The organism is Microcoleus vaginatus HSN003 (assembly GCF_022701255.1).
GTDB classification, from domain to species: Bacteria; Cyanobacteriota; Cyanobacteriia; order Cyanobacteriales; family Microcoleaceae; genus Microcoleus; species Microcoleus vaginatus_B.
Genome location: NZ_CP031705.1, coordinates 884,607 through 900,989, shown reverse-complemented (window position 1 = coordinate 900,989; position 16,383 = coordinate 884,607). Strand labels below are relative to the sequence as shown.

General features: G+C 44.8%; 14 protein-coding genes, 1 tRNA gene, 2 pseudogenes and 1 other annotated feature. Of the genes and pseudogenes, 4 read left to right on the top strand and 13 right to left on the bottom strand.

Annotated features, from left to right (window positions below; translation table 11 throughout):
* Positions 1-135 precede the first annotated feature (135 nt).
* Positions 136-1,091: pseudogene (locus tag D0A37_RS03810) on the top strand (IS630 family transposase).
* Here the strand turns inward: D0A37_RS03810 and D0A37_RS03805 are convergent.
* Positions 1,070-1,288 carry a hypothetical protein gene (locus D0A37_RS03805; protein ID WP_242721265.1) on the bottom strand — a complete coding sequence of 73 codons (219 nt, stop codon included), beginning with the start codon at positions 1,286-1,288 and terminating at the stop codon, positions 1,070-1,072. The pseudogene D0A37_RS03810 and the gene D0A37_RS03805 sit on opposite strands and share 22 nt — an antisense overlap.
* A 77-nt stretch (positions 1,289-1,365) precedes the next feature.
* On the opposite strand from D0A37_RS03805, the gene D0A37_RS03800 reads away from it, so the two are divergent.
* Entirely contained in the window at positions 1,366-2,994 is a 1,629-nt protein-coding gene (locus tag D0A37_RS03800) for an FAD-dependent oxidoreductase (RefSeq protein WP_242721263.1), read from the top strand.
* Between the two features lie 179 nt (positions 2,995-3,173).
* Here the strand turns inward: D0A37_RS03800 and rplL are convergent, their stop codons facing one another.
* From rplL to rplS, 9 genes and pseudogenes are all read right to left on the bottom strand, one after another.
* Positions 3,174-3,566, bottom strand: coding sequence for a 50S ribosomal protein L7/L12 (gene rplL, locus D0A37_RS03795; protein WP_190740658.1), 393 nt, complete (start codon positions 3,564-3,566; stop codon positions 3,174-3,176).
* A 343-nt stretch (positions 3,567-3,909) separates the two neighbouring features.
* Positions 3,910-4,443 (bottom strand): annotated as a pseudogene (rplJ, locus tag D0A37_RS03790) (50S ribosomal protein L10); the annotation flags it as partial.
* 29 nt (positions 4,444-4,472) lie between these two features.
* Positions 4,473-4,646 (bottom strand) — a sequence feature (ribosomal protein L10 leader region).
* A 110-nt stretch (positions 4,647-4,756) separates the two neighbouring features.
* Positions 4,757-5,470: a 50S ribosomal protein L1 gene (rplA, locus tag D0A37_RS03785; protein WP_242721260.1), complete on the bottom strand. Its 714-nt coding sequence runs from the start codon at positions 5,468-5,470 to the stop codon at positions 4,757-4,759.
* Between the two features lie 213 nt (positions 5,471-5,683).
* The gene (gene rplK / locus D0A37_RS03780) at positions 5,684-6,109 is read right to left on the bottom strand and encodes a 50S ribosomal protein L11 (protein ID WP_006635588.1); all 426 of its coding nucleotides are present in this window, start codon (positions 6,107-6,109) and stop codon (positions 5,684-5,686) included.
* 3 nt (positions 6,110-6,112) lie between these two features.
* A complete protein-coding gene (gene nusG / locus D0A37_RS03775; protein WP_242721257.1) occupies positions 6,113-6,751 on the bottom strand; it encodes a transcription termination/antitermination protein NusG in 639 nt (212 codons plus the stop codon).
* Complete coding sequence (gene secE, locus D0A37_RS03770; RefSeq protein ID WP_242721255.1) at positions 6,748-6,981, bottom strand: preprotein translocase subunit SecE; 234 nt, start codon at positions 6,979-6,981, stop codon at positions 6,748-6,750. Before secE ends, nusG begins: the two co-directional genes overlap by 4 nt.
* A 144-nt stretch (positions 6,982-7,125) precedes the next feature.
* On the bottom strand, positions 7,126-7,335 hold the full coding sequence (locus D0A37_RS03765) for a hypothetical protein (protein WP_242721252.1): 210 nt from the start codon (positions 7,333-7,335) through the stop codon (positions 7,126-7,128).
* Positions 7,306-7,378, bottom strand: a tRNA-Trp gene (locus D0A37_RS03760). The genes D0A37_RS03765 and D0A37_RS03760 overlap by 30 nt, the downstream gene beginning before the upstream one ends.
* A 134-nt stretch (positions 7,379-7,512) precedes the next feature.
* Positions 7,513-7,896 (bottom strand): 50S ribosomal protein L19, encoded by a 384-nt coding sequence (gene rplS, locus D0A37_RS03755; RefSeq protein ID WP_242721249.1) that lies wholly within the window; start codon positions 7,894-7,896, stop codon positions 7,513-7,515.
* 67 nt (positions 7,897-7,963) lie between these two features.
* Here rplS and D0A37_RS03750 point away from each other — a divergent pair, with 67 nt between their 5' ends.
* A complete protein-coding gene (locus D0A37_RS03750) occupies positions 7,964-9,322 on the top strand; it encodes an inorganic phosphate transporter (RefSeq protein WP_242721247.1) in 1,359 nt (452 codons plus the stop codon).
* Positions 9,323-9,374: 52 nt separating this feature from the next.
* Here D0A37_RS03750 and D0A37_RS03745 read toward each other — a convergent pair whose 3' ends face one another.
* Positions 9,375-9,611, bottom strand: coding sequence for a hypothetical protein (locus D0A37_RS03745; protein ID WP_242721245.1), 237 nt, complete (start codon positions 9,609-9,611; stop codon positions 9,375-9,377).
* Between the two features lie 330 nt (positions 9,612-9,941).
* Positions 9,942-10,897 (bottom strand): IS630 family transposase gene (locus D0A37_RS03740; RefSeq protein WP_242715677.1). Its coding sequence is split into 2 segments (ribosomal slippage): positions 9,942-10,564 and positions 10,564-10,897, totalling 957 coding nucleotides; the frame shifts between segments, so codons are not numbered across the junction.
* Between the two features lie 293 nt (positions 10,898-11,190).
* Here D0A37_RS03740 and D0A37_RS03735 point away from each other — a divergent pair.
* Positions 11,191-12,147: an IS630 family transposase gene (locus D0A37_RS03735; RefSeq protein WP_445242475.1), complete on the top strand. Its 957-nt coding sequence runs from the start codon at positions 11,191-11,193 to the stop codon at positions 12,145-12,147.
* A gap of 104 nt (positions 12,148-12,251) precedes the next feature.
* On the opposite strand, the gene D0A37_RS03730 is transcribed toward D0A37_RS03735, so the two are convergent.
* Positions 12,252-16,346, bottom strand: coding sequence for a non-ribosomal peptide synthetase (locus tag D0A37_RS03730; protein WP_242721243.1), 4,095 nt, complete (start codon positions 16,344-16,346; stop codon positions 12,252-12,254).
* Positions 16,347-16,383: the final 37 nt, after the last annotated feature.

The window sequence follows — 16,383 nt, the reverse complement described above, 5'->3', positions numbered from 1 at the left end:
ATCAAATGAACTATAATTACATGGTTGAGTAAAGCCACGCGAAAGGGATACCACACATAATAGCATTTTTTTGAAAGCACACGATGCTTGACTCACAACACGTTTACTTGTACCAAACTTCATACATTGTTAAAAATGAAAGCTTATTCGATTGATTTTAGGCAAAAAATCCTTGATACTTATCATACTGAACCCATTTCACAAAAAGCAATAGCTAAGCGTTTTTCTGTAGCCCTGAGTTTTGTACAAAAATTGCTTAAACAATATCGTGAAACAAAAAACATTACTCCGAGAACTGACCGATGTGGAGTCAAAGGCAAACTGAATGCGGAGCAACTACTCATCTTGGCGGAATTGATTGAAGGAAATAATGATGCAACTCTTGAAGAACTCCGTTATTTACTTTATGGGAGAATTGGATTTTCTGTTAGTAGAGCAACAATAGGAAGAATGATAAAACTCTTAGACATTACTGTCAAAAAAAACTCTCTTCCCTTCAGGGAAAGGGACAGAGCGAGTTCAAATCCTGCGATGTGAGTTCTGGAAAACAATTAAAGAGATTAGTTTGAAAGACTTAATATTCATTGACGAATCGGGAGTTAATTTGGCAATGGTTAGGTTATATGCTAGGTATGCAAAAAGGTGAAAGAGCCAAGGGGTCAAAACCAACTAAACGTGGCAAAAATGTCTCAATAATTGGAGCAAGGTCAGTCAATGAGATTTTGACATCGGTTAATCTAATAGGCGGAACTGATGCAATTACATTTGAAGCTTTTATTATCAGAAAACTTGTGCCAAAACTCTGGAAAGGTGCTTGTGTAGTGATGGATAATTGTCCCATTCACTTGGGAGAAGAAGTGAAAAAAGCGATCGAAAAAACAGGGGCAAAATTAATATACTTATCACCTTATTCACCAGATTTTTCACCAATTGAAAATCTGTGGTCAAAACTTAAAATCATTCTCCGTTCTATCAAGACTACTAATTATCAAGAATTAGGAAAAGCCCTAGATTTTGCGTTCGGACAAGTTACATCGTCAAATATTTTTAACTGGTTTACACACTGCTGTTATTGTACCTCATCTTTTTGAGAAAGGCTATATGCAAGCGATATGTGCATCGGCTCAGTATAGCAGATGAAAAGTACAAGAGACATTTCCAACAAATCATCTCCGGCGATCGCGCGAGATGGAGGGCGTAGGCCAAGGGGCGACAATTCATGTTTCCAAGGTGTTATTTTATGCCGAAATGCTTCACCCTCCCCAGTCCGAGATCCATCGCACTTCATAGACAGATTGAAACCTGTCGAAGCTTTTTTTTGTAATATATGATAATAATGTTAAGAAATATTACAAAAAATAAATTATGACGATCGCTCCTCCCTCTTTTGGCAAATCCAATGCAGCAGACACTAAGGGCCGCGTCACGGTAATTGGAGGCGGCATCGGCGGGCTCACAGCAGCAGCCCTGCTAGCCCGCAGAGGATACAAAGTGCTAGTCTTAGACCAGGCGATCGTCCCCGGAGGATGCGCTTCCACCTTCAAACGCAAAGGCTTTACCTTCGATGTCGGCGCCACGCAGGTTGCAGGATTGGAACCCGGAGGCATTCACCACCGAATTTTCTCAGAATTAGACATAGAACTTCCCGCAGCCACACCATGCGATCCCGCTTGTGCGGTGTTTTTGCCGGGAGAAACCGCACCGATTAGCGTGTGGCGAGATCCGCAAAAGTGGCAGCAAGAAAGGCAGCGGCAGTTTCCCGGAAGCCAACCTTTTTGGCAATTATTGTCTGCATTGTTCAAAGCTAGCTGGAACTTTCAAGGGCGCGATCCAGTTTTACCGCCCAGAAACTTATGGGATTTCTGGCAATTAATTCAAGCTGTTCGCCCCGATACTTTAATTACTTTGCCTTTCACTTTTATGACAGTGGGAGATGCTTTGCGGCTTTGTGGGTTGGGCGACCATCTGCGCTTGAGAACTTTTCTGGATTTGCAGTTAAAATTGTATTCTCAAGTTGATACCGAAGAAACGGCGCTACTTTACGCGGCGACGGCTTTAGGAGTTTCGCAAGCGCCGCAGGGATTGTATCATCTAGAAGGAAGTATGCAGCTATTGAGCGATCGACTTGTAGAGGCGATCGAACGAGACGGCGGCAAAGTTTTGTTGCGACACACAGTTGAAAGTATTGTCACCGCCAACGGCCAAGCCACCGGTACAGTGATTCGCAATCAAAAAACCGGCGAAGTTTGGACAGAAACTGCCGATCGCATTGTTGCCAACGTGACGGCGCAAAATCTAGTAAAATTGTTGTCAAGCGAGCCGATTGTCGGAAATTCAACAGATAATTTAACAGATAATTTATCGGTTAAATCAGAGATTTCAGAGACAACACACAAACTCCCCAATCAAATGGCCGGCTACAAATATCGAGTTGATAAATTGCCGCCCGCATCCGGTGCATTTGTCATCTATTTGGGAGTGCATGAAAGCGCAATTCCGGCCAATTGTCCGCGACACCTTCAGTTTCTCTACGATTACGACGGCGAGATTGGGGAGAATAATTCATTATTTGTTTCTGTTAGCCATCCGGGTGATGGCCGAGCACCGAAGGGAATGGCGACAATTATCGCTTCCTCATTTACTGATACTCGAATGTGGTGGAATTCGGTTGATTATGAAGGATTAAAGCAAAAATATACCGCAGGGGCGATCGCCCGTTTGAGCGAATATTTCAATTTGACGCCAGAGTCGATCGTACACCAAGAAGCCGCCACACCCCGCACCTTTGCCCGCTATACAGCGAGAGATAGAGGCGTTGTAGGCGGCATCGGGCAGCGAATACCAACCTTCGGCCCCTTCGGATTTGCCAACCGCACACCAATTAAAAATTTGTGGTTAGTAGGTGACTCCACCCATCCCGGAGAAGGTACTGCCGGTGTTTCCTATTCTGCTTTAACAGTAGTGCGACAAATGGAGGCCGCCTCTAAAATCTAAGAGGACACGGCAATGCCGTTTCCCTACCCCAAAAATAATTAATCGCGCGAGAGATGTAACTATCGCGCGATTAATTTTAGGAAATAGTCAACAGTCAACAGTCAACAGTCAACAGTCAACAGTCAACAGTCAACAGTCATTCCGGTGTCACCGGAATTGATATCAACTACATTCTCTGACTACTTGATAGAAATCTTTGCGCCCACAGCTTCAAGCTGTTTCTTCATGTCTTCAGCAGCATCCTTAGCAATAGCTTCCTTAACTGCCTTCGGTGCGGCTTCTACCAAGTCTTTCGCTTCCTTCAGACCCAGACCGGTAATCGCCCGGACTTCCTTCAGAATTGCGATTTTCTTGTCAGCAGGAACTTCTTCGAGCATGACAGTAAACTCGGTTTGCTCTTCTACTGGTTCAGGAGCTGCACCACCACCCATACCAGGCATCATCATCATGCCGCCTACAGGAGCAGCAGCGCTAACGCCGAAAGCTTCTTCAATTTGTTTGACCAATTCAGATGCTTCGAGCAAAGTCAAAGACTTAAGTTTGTCCAAGATTTCATCAGTTGCAGTAGACATTTTTGGAACTCCTAGTTCGATTGTGGATTGTGGATTGTGGATTGCTCATTAATTATGAGTTTCTTGTCTCCAGTCATGAGTTTGTTTCTCAAAACTAACGACTCTTGACTCGTGACTAATTACTAATGACTTACGCAGATGTGCCTTCAGGTTGTGCTGGTGCTTCTGCTTGAGCTTCTGCTGGTGCTTCTGCTTGAGCTTCTGCTGGTGCTTCTGCTTGAGCTTCTGCTGGTGCTTCTGCTTCAGGTTGTGCTGGTGCTTCTGCTTCAGGTTGTGCTGGTGCTTCTGCTTCAGGTTGTGCTGGTGCTTCTGCTTGAGCTTCTGCTGGTGCTTCTGCTTCTAATGCTGCGGAATCGCCGTCTTTTTCAGCATAAGCTTTAAGACCGCGAGCGATCGAAGTAGGAACTTGATTGATACCCACAGCCAACTTGGTTGCGACACCATTGAGAGCGCCAGCAATTTGAGCCATGAGTTGTTCTTTCGACGGCAGATCAGCTAATGCTTTAACATCAGCTTCTTTCAGCACCCGTCCTTCCATCACGCCGCCGCGAAGTTCAGTCTTCTTAGAGACTTTTTGGAATTCTTGGTAAGCTTTAATCGCGCCGCCAATATCTTCTTGCACGAACAGAAACGCCGACGTACCTGTTAGCAATTCTTGTATCGGCTGCCAGGTTTCGTTGCCTTCAACCGCAATTCGCATCAGCGTGTTTTTTGCCACTTGGCAACTGCTGCCTTTCGGACGCAAACGCCGACGCAAATCTGTGATTTCAGCAACAGTTAAGCCCGTGTAGTCGATCACGATCGCCAGTTGAGATTCGCTCAAGGTTTGCTTGAGGTCTGCAATAATCTCATTTTTTACTGCTAAAGTTTTGCCCATACTTATTTCACCTCCTTTTAGGATCGAAAACTGCCCACCAAAAACCCCGACCTTAGAGCCGGGGCAGAGAATTAAAAATTAACAAGTCAGAATTAAAAAATAGAAATTTTCTAATCTTTGAGTCTTGAGTTTTTATTTCTTCAGCCTCGGCAGGAAATTAAGCGGTCGGCACCTGCGGTCTTCAGCTTATTGATTTTTGATTAGGCTATCACCAGAAGGCAGAGATTAGCAAGGGTCTGGCGTAAGTCTTGTGAGAGATTTACACAGACAGCCGAAGCTGTCTTTTACCTTCTGCCTTCTGCTTAATTCTGTACTAGGCAGCGTCAATTTTCGTATCGCGCAGGACACTGATATCGACTTCGATCGACGGGCCCATTGTTGCGGATACGTACAAACTGCGCCAGTAGCGACCTTTAGCACCAGAAGGACGGTTGCGGTCAACAGTTTCTTGCAAAGCATGAAGGTTGACGAGCAAATCTTCCGCTGAGAAAGCTGCCTTGCCAAACATAACATGAACGATGCCAGTTCGATCGGCACGGAATTCTAGTTTACCACCTTTAAACTCGTTGATCGCCTGAGCAATGTCAGTCGTCACCGTGCCACCTTTCGGAGAAGGCATCAAACCACGCGGGCCCAACAAGCGACCTAATTTTGCCACCAACGGCATCACGTCTGGGGTAGCAATCAGGCAATCGAAGTCCATCATGCCCTTCTGAATTTCATCGATCAACTCTTCCGAACCAGCAAGATCCGCGCCGGCATTCAGAGCTTCTTTAACTTTTTCGCCCTTAGCAATCACCGCAATTCTGACTACTTGACCAGTTCCTTTTGGTAGCGATACAGTTGTCCGCAACTGTTGGTCAGTATATTTCGGGTCAATTCCCAAACGGATGTGAGCTTCAGCAGCTTCGCCAAACTTAGCGGTTGCTGTTTCTTTCAAAAGTTGCAGAGCTTCCAGCGGTAGATAAGGTCTGTCTTCAACTTTCTTTTGAAGTTCTTGCAGTCTTCGGGATACTTTCTTTGCCATTGTTATCTCCTGGGGTCAATTGATTTTAGATTTTAGATTTAAAAATTGAGCCGTTTTGGTCATTTCAAATCTAAAACATTTGCGATTCTTAGCGAAGCTTTGCTTCTCCCCCTGAATCGACTTAGGACTTACGATTTGAGCTTGAAGATTTTAGCTTCAAAATCATGAATTACTGACAACTGCCAACTGACAACTGCCAACTGACAACTGACTTTAATCCGCGATCGCCACGCCCATATTTTTAGCCGTTCCTGCCACAATTTTCATAGCAGCCTCAACATCATTAGCATTGAGGTCAGGCATTTTGGTTTCAGCGATTTCTCGTAACTGAGCCTGTGTAATCGTCCCTACTTGCTTGCGGTTAGGTTCTCCCGAACCTTTAGCAATGCCAGCGGCTTTTTGAATCAAAACCGACGCCGGCGGGGTTTTGAGAATAAACGTAAAACTGCGGTCTTCAAAAACCGAAATTTCTACCGGAACCACCAGACCCGCTTGGTCTGCGGTTCTAGCATTGTACTCCTTGCAAAACATCATAATATTGACGCCGTGCTGACCCAGAGCTGGGCCGATCGGAGGAGCTGGGTTGGCTTTTCCCGCCGTAATCGCCAACTTAATTACTGCAACAACTTTCTTTGCCATTAGTTAGTTCTGTTTCTGAACCTGATTGAACTCCAATTCTACAGGCGTATCGCGCCCAAAAATCGAGAGTAAAACTTTGAGCTTGTTTCGTTCCGGGCTAACTTCAATCACATCACCTTCAAAATCCTTAAATGGCCCGGAAAGTACCACAACGTGGTCTCCAGTAGACATCGATACTTTGACAACTGGTTCTGATTCCTGAGCGTTTCTGAAGATCCGTTCTACTTCCGAATGACTCAGAGGTAGCGGTTTGACGTGACCCCTGCCGCGCCCGTAGCGGCGTTTCTGCTCTGCCCCGACAAAATTAATTACGTTCGGGGTATTCTTAATTACCTGCCAAGTATCCTCGTCCATAAACATACGGATGAGTACGTAGCCGGGAAAGATTTTTTCATCTGACTGGCGCCTGGAACCGTCTTTGCCGACTTTGATCGCCGGAGTTTGCGGAATTTCGACTTGAACGATGCGATCTGCAACATCCAAAGTTTGAATCCGCTGATCCAAGTTTGCCTTCACCCGCTTTTCGCAGCCTGAGGCAACTTGAACAGCATACCAGCGAGCATCAATCTCCGGCACATCTGGCGATGCTGCCTGTCCCGTCGCTTCTGTGGAATACTCAGATTCTTCTGATGCAAAAGTCATGGCCCAAACACCTTTCCCGCGCCCCAGTTAAAGAAGTTATCCACCAAATAGATCAGGCTTGCTGAGAGGATTACCATCAAAAGCACGGCCAAAGACTCGCTGATTAGCTGCTGCCGACTCGGCCAAACCACTTTGTCGAGTTCTTCTCTAGTTTCCTTAAAAAAACCCGCAGGGTTAAACCCAGACGCCGTTATTTCTTGAGTTTCTTGAGCTTCGTCTTTTTTCGCCACGATTTAATCCCCCTTGCGATTTTAGATTTTAGATTTTAGATAGTGTGAATGGCCCGCGGCTCTCAGATTTTTTGACACTAACCACTTACGCTCAAGTCCAAAATCTCAAATCCAAAGCCACGACTTTTTTACAAGCCCAACGAATCAACGGCGTAAATGCCGATCGCCGAAACCGACGATCGAGAAGCCACACCAAGCATTTGTTGATGGCATTTTTTGCGAACCGCCCACAAAAATTAATTCTACCCGAAAGTTTGCGGTTTTGACTGTTGCCAGCCAATAATCCGGGCGCTTTCGGGCAGAATTTAAAGTTTGGTGATTCAGCGCGCCCTGGAGGACTTGAACCCCCGACATCAGGTTTTGGAGACCTGCGTTCTACCAACTGAACTAAGAGCGCACAGGTGAGGTTGCTGAAATTCGCTTAACCTCTAGATTTCTATTTTAACACAGTGCGCTCCTAAATGGGAAACTTTTTTTTTAAATTTCTCAATTTCCCATGAACCATGAACCAAGGGAAAGCTGGGTGCATTCCTACAGGGAGCGATCGAACCGCTGTTTGACGCGAGTAGCTTTGCCCACCCGATCGCGCAGGTAGTAAAGTTTTGCTCTGCGGACTTTCCCGCGGCGCATCACTTGGATCGTCGCGATGCGGGGCGAGTGAATCAAAAACACCCGTTCCACGCCGACGCCCTGAAACACGCGGCGGACGGTGATTGTTTCATTAATCCCGCCGTTACGCATGGCAATCACAGTCCCTTCGTAGGGCTGAACCCGTTCTTTGTTACCCTCTTTAATTCTTACGCCGACTCGCACTGTGTCGCCCACGTAAATTTCGGGGACTTGTTTATTGAGTTCTTGCTTGACTCTATTTATTTCTTCCGTTTCGATAGAACGGATTATTTCTGCGCCTTTCATGGGATTTACCAAAACTCACAATCCCTTATCATATATCGAAATGCCCGTTTTATGTCAAAAAAATTCTATGTTAAATACCTCTGGGGTCGTATTTCTGCAATTGGGCGCGATGGCTGCACTCGCCTTCTACGTCGCCGCCAACTTGGGGGCCAACGATGTCGCTAACTCGATGGGGACATCCGTAGGCTCGAAGGCCCTAACGCTGCGGCAGGCAATAATTGTTGCAGGGATACTGGAGTTTTCCGGCGCAGTGCTGTTCGGCCAAGGAGTTTCCGAAACTCTGGCAACAGGAGTTGTGAATGCACAAGTGTTCGCTGCCCAACCGCAAGTATTTTTAATCGGGATGGTGTCAGTGCTGATAGCTTGCGGGATCTGGCTACAAATCGCTACCAGTCGAGGTTTGCCGGTTTCTTCATCCCATGCAGTTGTGGGCGCGATCGCGGGTTTTAGCTGTGTAGCAGCCGGAATTAATGCAGTTGATTGGCGAACCATCGGCACTATCTCCCTAACTTGGCTGGCGACACCGATCGCCAGCGGTGCTTTAGCAGCGCTATTTTACAGTGTGGTGAAGTATTCGATTCTCGATCGGCCAGATCCTCTATCTCAAATGCGCGAGTGGATACCTTGGCTGAGTGCAGCAATGCTCAGCGTATTTGGCGTCATTGTACTGCCGTCTGTTGTGAATGTCGCTTTGGTGCAGACAGGGGCGATCGCCCTAGCGCACGATCGATTTGGCTGGAATCTGCCAATTCACGATATTGTCATTGGCATCGGGAGTATAGGGGCGATCGCCCTCACACTCACTAGCTGGAAAAAATTAGAATCAGTTGAAAACCCAGAAGGCAGAGGGGAGAAGGCAGAAGGAATAAGTACAAACTCCTCCCCCACTCCGACACTCCGTCATTCTCTCATCGAGCAACAAATGGCGAGATTTCAAGTCTTGAGCGCCTGTTTTGTAGCATTTTCCCACGGTTCCAACGACGTAGGAAATGCAGTTGCTCCCCTAGCTGCGATCGCCTACATCCGGCGCACAGGTTCCTTTCCCTCAGAGGATTTCAGCGTTCCCCTGTGGATTTTAGTCGTCGGAGGCGGAGGAATAGTCATCGGTTTAGCCATCTGGGGTAAAAATGTAATTGCCACAGTCGGCGAAAAAATCATCGAACTGCAACCAAGCGGCGGATTTTGCGCGGAATTAGCCACAGCCACCACAGTCTTGTTAGCATCCCGCTTCGGTTTGCCAGTTTCCACATCCCACGCTCTAGTCGGTGCAGTTGTCGGAGTCGGGCTGATCAAAGCTTGGAAAACAGTACGCTTGCAAACTTTGCTGTCAATTGGTTCGGCTTGGCTAGTGACAATTCCGATCGCAGCAGTTTTGGGTGCTAGCATTTTCAGCATCGCCCAATTGATTTTAAACTTTAGATTTTAGATTTTAGATTGAGGCATTTCAGAAGAGTCAACAGTTAACAGTCAACAGTTAACTAATCCTTCTGATTTCCTCGGTTGGGATAAACTCTCGAAGGCAAAAGCTTCCAACCCGCAGCATCTGCACCCCAATTGCGAAAAATCTTCACTGAAGCGAAAATTTTAGCGAAACGCCAATTATACCCACGCTTCCAGTCAGCGGGCCAGTGGGCGGTTTCGTCAACAGCTTGCAAAGCTCGGACTTCAGCTTCGAGTGCTGCGGCGTGGCGCTGGATGATGATTTCTAGTTGCAAAAAGTGTTCTTCGGGCGATTAAGAGCGGGATAGCTTCGCTTCACGCAATTTTTTTACATCCTAACTACAAGGGTGATAAGCTGTTGCGGCATTTAAATTGTATGTTAAAGAACAATCAAACTCTTGTGGGGAGTAGGGGTTGGGCGTCCCGCCCGCCCTGAATATACAATTTAAATGCGCGACAGCTTAGACATCTCCAGAAAAGCAAGCTTTGAACAGGCAAGATGCCTGTTCCACAAGAATTATAGCAATCCTAAATCATTATCATGATTGTGATACAATTATATGCAATACTCGATCGTGACCATAAAAAAATGAATATAGCATTTCTTACAAAGGTGAGGTACAATAACAGCAGTGAGTAAACCAATTCCAAATATTTGCTGATGTAACTTCACTAAATGCAAACTCTATGGCTTTTGCTAACTCTTTATAATTAGGTGTCTTGATAGAACGGAGAATATTTTTAAGTTTTGACCATAAATTTTCAATTGGGGAGAAATCCGGCGAATAGGGCGACAAGTATATTAATTTAGCCCCTTTTTTTTGGATGGCTTTTTCTACTTCTTCTCCGGTATGAATAGTACAATTATCCATGACTACACAAGCACCTTTCCATAACTTTGGCACTAATTTTCGGATAATAAAAGCCTCAAATGTAATTGCATCAGTTGTACCTATTAAATTAACTGATGTTAGGACTTCTTTGACCGATATAGCTCCAATTATTGAGACATTTCTTCCGCGTTTATTCGGTTTTGATCCCTTGGCTCTTGAACCTTTTAGAGATCGAGCATATAACCTAACCATTGCCAAGTTTACTCCACATTCATCAATGAATATTAAGTCTTTGAAACAAACTTCTCTAATTTTTTGCCAGAACTCGTATCGCAGGTTCTGAACCCTGTCAGTGCCTTTGTCTGACGGGAAAAGAGTTTTTTTTTCAAAGTCATGTTTAAGAGTTTTGCCATTCTTCCCATCGTTGCTACGCTGATGGTAAAACCAATTTTTTGGTACAGTAAATAACGGAGTTCTTCGAGAGTTGCATCATTGTTTGCTTCAATCAATTCCGCTAAAATTAGCAGTTGTTCTGCATTCAGTTTTAATTTGACTCCACATCGCTCAGTGCGAGGAGCAATGTTTTGGGTGTCACGATACTGTTTAACCAATTTTTGGACAAAACTTAGGGCTACACAAAAACGGTTAGCTATTGCTCTTTGTGACAGCGGTTCATTATGGTACACATCCATAATTTTTTGTCTAAAATCAATCGAATAAGTTTTCATTTTTACTAATGCGTGATCCTTGCTAAAATTTGAGATAGTTGTCATTCTAGTGACTGCTGCGGGTCGAGGGACTACTGCTCGAAGATCGCCCTATTTAATTAGAGCTGTATAACATTTTGAAGTTCTATATTTTTCACTCCGTTTAAGTCAGTTATATTATACCTCATCTTTCTAAGAAATGCTATAACTTACAACTGCAACAAAAAGATAGGCAAAAAGAAATAGATTGTTTAGAATCTTTCATTAAAAGCGATATAGATGCCAGAGAACTAAAACGAGCAATAGCTGTAAGGATGGCGCTCTCAGGTAATATCTACCATGAGATCAGCAAAATTTTAGGTGTAAGTAATTTTTTTATTGGTTATTGGAAAAAACAATTTAAAACCAAAGGCATCGCCGGAATCAAACTAGGACATAAAGGGTCAAAAGGGTATTTAACAGCTCTACAAAATACTGAAGTAATCGAGTGGTTAAGAAATAAAGAATATTGGAATTTAGATGAGCTAGTTACTTATTTAGAACAAGAATTTGGTGTGATATATAAATCAAAACAGAGTTACTATGAACTTTTTGACCGGGCGAAAATTAGTTGGAAAAAAACTCAAAAAATTAATCCTAAATTTGATAAAGAACTGGTAAAAAAAAAGACGGAAGAAATTAACGATATTTTATTTAAAAACAAGGCTGGTATAGAGTCTGGGGAAATAATAGTATTGTTTTTAGATGAATGTCATCTACTTCATGGTGATCTGACTGGTTATGTTTGGGGTCAATCCCAAATCCGAATTGAAGTCCCAATTACCAATGAAAAAGATAGACAAACTTATTTTGGCGCACTCAATTATCAAAGCAAAGAATTCCATGTTCAGAGCCATCCATCTGGTGATGGAAAATCAACAGTTAAATTCATAAAATACTTACAAGATAAATATAAAAATCGCAAGATTATCTTGATTTGGGATGGAGCTAGTTATCATAAATATGGAGAATTTAGAGACTTTTTATTAGAACTCAATGCTGCCAAAGAACCTGCTAATTGGTCAATTACTTGTATTTTATTTGCTCCCAATGCTCCCCAACAGAACCCCGTTGAAGATATTTGGTTACAAGCTAAAAACTTTTTAAGAAAGTATTGGTATTTATGTAGGTCTTTTAAGATTGTCAAGTTTCTGTTTGAGTTTTTTACTAACGAACATAAATTTGATTTCCCCAAAATACGTCAATATACTTACACACAGAAAATCATTTAGGATTGCTCTAGATATAGAAAATCATTTAGGATTGCTATATTAGAGATGTCTAATAGTAATTTCCCACATCAAACCCGGTTTCGACGCACAAGCCAAACGGCCACTCAATCACTTAATTCCCGATCCAAGCAATGCTTTAGCTGTTGAGCCAGCACCTCAACGTTAGGCTTTCTCAGCATAGTAAGATGATTCCCAGGAACCCTAATCACCTCTACTTTTTGGGCAGTTAATTCGCTCCAGCCAAGAGTCGGATCTGGATGACTTATGCTTAGCTGTTCCTCCGATCTAAACAGAGTAATTCGCTGCGGATAAATTTTCGGTACATAGCTGATAGTTGCTTGACTGTTAGCCTGAAATACAGTAAACATCGAAGGAATTGCCAGCTCGCGCCAGCTCCGTTCTTTTGACTCCTGAGATAGGATGCTAACCATAACGGCCTGTTTCCAATTCCAGCGATGCAAAAAATTAGCTGCCAAATTAAGCATCTTATTTAATTTCGGAAATCGCGTAGCAATACCGCCAACTTGCACATTTCCCGCAGCAGCAACCAAGCGAAAATAATCTACTACAAAAGGCCAGATAGAGCGCGAAACAGTAGCCAGAAGAAACTTGCAACCATCCCACAAAGAAGGTTTGTTAGCAGAAACCGGCGCTAAATTATCCAGCACAGCAAGTAAAGCCACTTCATCCCCCGCTGCGAGCAACTGTTGAGCCATCTCAAAAGCAACCAAACCTCCAAAAGACCAGCCTCCTAAAAAATAAGGCCCTTTTGGTTGAACGGTACGCAAGGCTGCGATGTAGTCAGCCGCCATGTCTTTAATGCTAGTTAAGGGAGAACTTTCGCCATCAATACCCTTTGGTTGCAGCCCGTAAAACGGTTGATTTTCTCCTAGCTGAAACGCTAACTCGACATAAGGAAATACCACGCCAAAGATGGGATGGACGCAGAAGAACGGGGGCTTTTTACCGCGAGGCTTAATTGCAACTAAAGGCGACCATTCCAGAGAATTTGTTCCTGAAGATAGCGAATCGGCTAAACCTTCAATTGTCGGATTTAAAAAAAGAGCAGACAGCGGCAACTCGCGCTCAAATTGCTGGTTAATCTCATTGATGAGGCGGATTGCCAGTAGGGAATCTCCACCCAAATCGAAGAAGTTGTCGCGAATGCCAACGCACTCTGCGTTGAGGATTGTGGCCCAAATTTGGGTGAGGGTTGACTCGGTTGGTGTGCGAGGTGGAATGCAGCTTTTATCTATTGGATTGCTAGTTAGAGTTCCCGGTGCAGGTAGGCGCTGGCGGTCGATTTTGCCATTGGGAGTTAGGGGCAGAAAATCCATCGCCACAAAAGCATTGGGAATCATGTAATTAGGTAGCTTTTGTTTGAGGAAATTACGCATTTCCACGGGATTAAGCGTCTGATTGTGATTGGGGACGACATAAGCAACTAGGCGTTTGTTGCCAGACAAATCATCCACAGTAACGGCCGCTGTTTCTTTGACGGCAGGATGCTGAACCAACAGCGCTTCAATTTCTCCCAATTCTATTCGATAACCGCGAATTTTTACCTGTTCGTCAGTGCGGCCTAAAAACTCAATATTGCCGTCTGGAAAATAGCGAGCTAAGTCACCAGTTTTATAAATTCGTTCTCCTGCTTTCTGGCTAAACGGATTAGCAATAAATCGCTGGGCGGTTAATTCGGGGCGGTTCAGGTAGCCTCGCGCCAATCCGCTGCCGCCGATGTACAATTCACCGGGAATTCCAACGGGTACAGGCTGTAAATTTTCATCTAAAATATAGAGTTGAGTGTTAGCTATTGGGCGGCCGATGGGCGGTTTTTTGCGTGAAGCGAAGCTATCCCGCAGGGAATCGCAAATTTCGGCCAAACTTGACCAGACAGTCGCTTCTGTAGGGCCGTAAGCGTTAAAAAATCTGCGCCCCGAAGCCCAGCGTTTAACAACATCGGGGGAACAAGATTCGCCCGCACAGATGATTGTTTGCAGTGCGGGAAGTTTGGCGTTTGGAAGGACAGCTAGCAGCGAGGGGGGGAGGGTAGCGTGAGTAATAGCATTGTCCTGCAAAAATTGGATTAATGTTTGTCCGGGCAACAAAGATTCTTTCTTGGCACAGTAAAGTGTTGCTCCGGTTCCCAAGGCCATGACAATCTCAAAGATTGAGGCATCAAAACTCAGGGAGGCAAATTGCAAAATGCGGTGATTTGAGTTTAAGTTAAAAGCTTCTTTTTGAGCTAGTGCTAAGTTGTAGAGTCCCCGATGTTCGATTAAAACGCCTTTGGGTTTTCCGGTTGAACCAGATGTGTAAATGACGTAGGCTAGGTTTTCTGGTATGATATTTGTAGTTAAATTTTTAGAGCTTTGTCTGGCGATAATTTCTCTGTCGGAGTCCAAACACACTACTGAAAAAACTCCGTAATTTTCCGGCTGCGTCAAGTTTTTTGCTAAGTGCTGCTGAGTTACCCAAATCGACACCTGAGCATCTTCTAACATGAAGTTAAGGCGCTCTTGAGGATAAGTTGGATCTAAAGGCAGGTAGGCTGCGCCTGCTTTGATAATGCCTAGCAATCCGACGATCGCATCTAAGGAACGTTCTACACAAAGACCCACTAAAACTTCTGGTGCTGCTCCCAATTGCTGCAAGTAATGTGCAAGTTGGTTGGCTCGGCTGTTGAGTTGGCGGTAGGTTAACTGCTGGTTTTCAAAGACGGCGGCTACAGCATCGGGCGTTAGCGGAGCCCTCGAAGAGGATCGCGCGACTCGCTCTTCAAATAGCTGATGGAAACACTGGTTTTGAGGATAATCTCTCTGAGTGTTATTCCAATCGATTAATAATTGCTGGTATTCTGGCGCTGTCAGCAAAGCCAAGTCGCTGAGGTGCTGTTTGGGATTGGCAACAATGGCTTCGAGCAGCGTTTGGAAATGTCCCGCCATGCGCGCAATTGTGGCGCTATCAAATAAGTCCGTGCTGTAGACAAATTGCCCTTGAATACTTCCTGCATCTTCCCACAAGTGGCACTCTAAATCGAGCTTGGCGGTTCCCGCATCAAAGTCGATCGCCTCTCCAACGATTCCCGGCAATTCTAGCGCTGCTACAGGAGTGTTTTGCAGGCTGAAACTAACTTGAAATAGGGGGTTGCGGCTCAACTCGCGATCGGGGTGCATTTCCTCAACCAACTTCTCGAAGGGCAAATCTTGGTGAGCGTAGGCTGCCATTGCGACGTTTTTTACCCGATGCAATAGTTCCCGAAAAGTTGGATTTCCTGATAAATCTGCACGCAGCACTAAACTGTTGACAAAAAAACCGATTAATGCTTCTATTTCGCTCAGGTTGCGATTGGCGATCGGCGTTCCTACTGCAATATCTACTTGTCCTGTATAGCGGTACAGCAAAGTTTGAAAAGCGGCTAGTAGAGTGATAAATAAAGTCGCGCTTTCTTGCTGGCTCAATGACTTTAGCGCCTCGCTCAAAGCAGGTGATAGTGTTATAAATTGTTTAGCGCCGCGGTAGGAGGGAACGGCTGGTCTTTGCCTGTCTGTTGGTAGATTGAGTGCAGTAATTCCGTTTAACTGCTGCCGCCAATAAGCTAACTGCGTTTCTAATACTTCGCCCTGCAACCATTCGTGCTGCCATTCTGCAAAGTCGGCGTACTGCACGGGGAGTGCTGGTAAGTGCGATCGCTCATTTTTTACAAATGCTGTGTAGAGCATTCCTAGCTCTCGAATTAGGACTCCAATCGACCAACCATCAGCCACAATATGATGTAAATTCAGCAACAATATATGTTCTGTTTCACTCAGTTGTAGCAGCGTTACTTTGAATAATGGCCCGGCGGCTAAATCGAAAGGGCATTGCGCTGCATCGGTTGCGAGTTGCAGCGCTGCGGTTTCCTGCTGAGTTGGCGAGAGATTTTGTAAGTCAATTGTGGGGAGGGATACGGTTAAAATGGGAGCAATAATTTGTACGAGTTCCCCTTCCAAAAGCGTAAATGTGGTGCGTAAAGTTTCGTGCCGGTGCACAATTTCGTTGAAGGTTTGCTCTAAGGATCTGAAGTTGAGGGAACCTGTTAAGCGGAGTGCTGCTGAGACATTGTAGAAAGGATTGCCCGGTGCTAATTGGTTGAGGAACCAAAGCCGCTGCTGAGCAAACGATGCGGGAAAGACAAAGACTTCTGTTTCTTGCTGCATATTTATCGAAATTGCACCCGTTCCACCGCCTTAATTT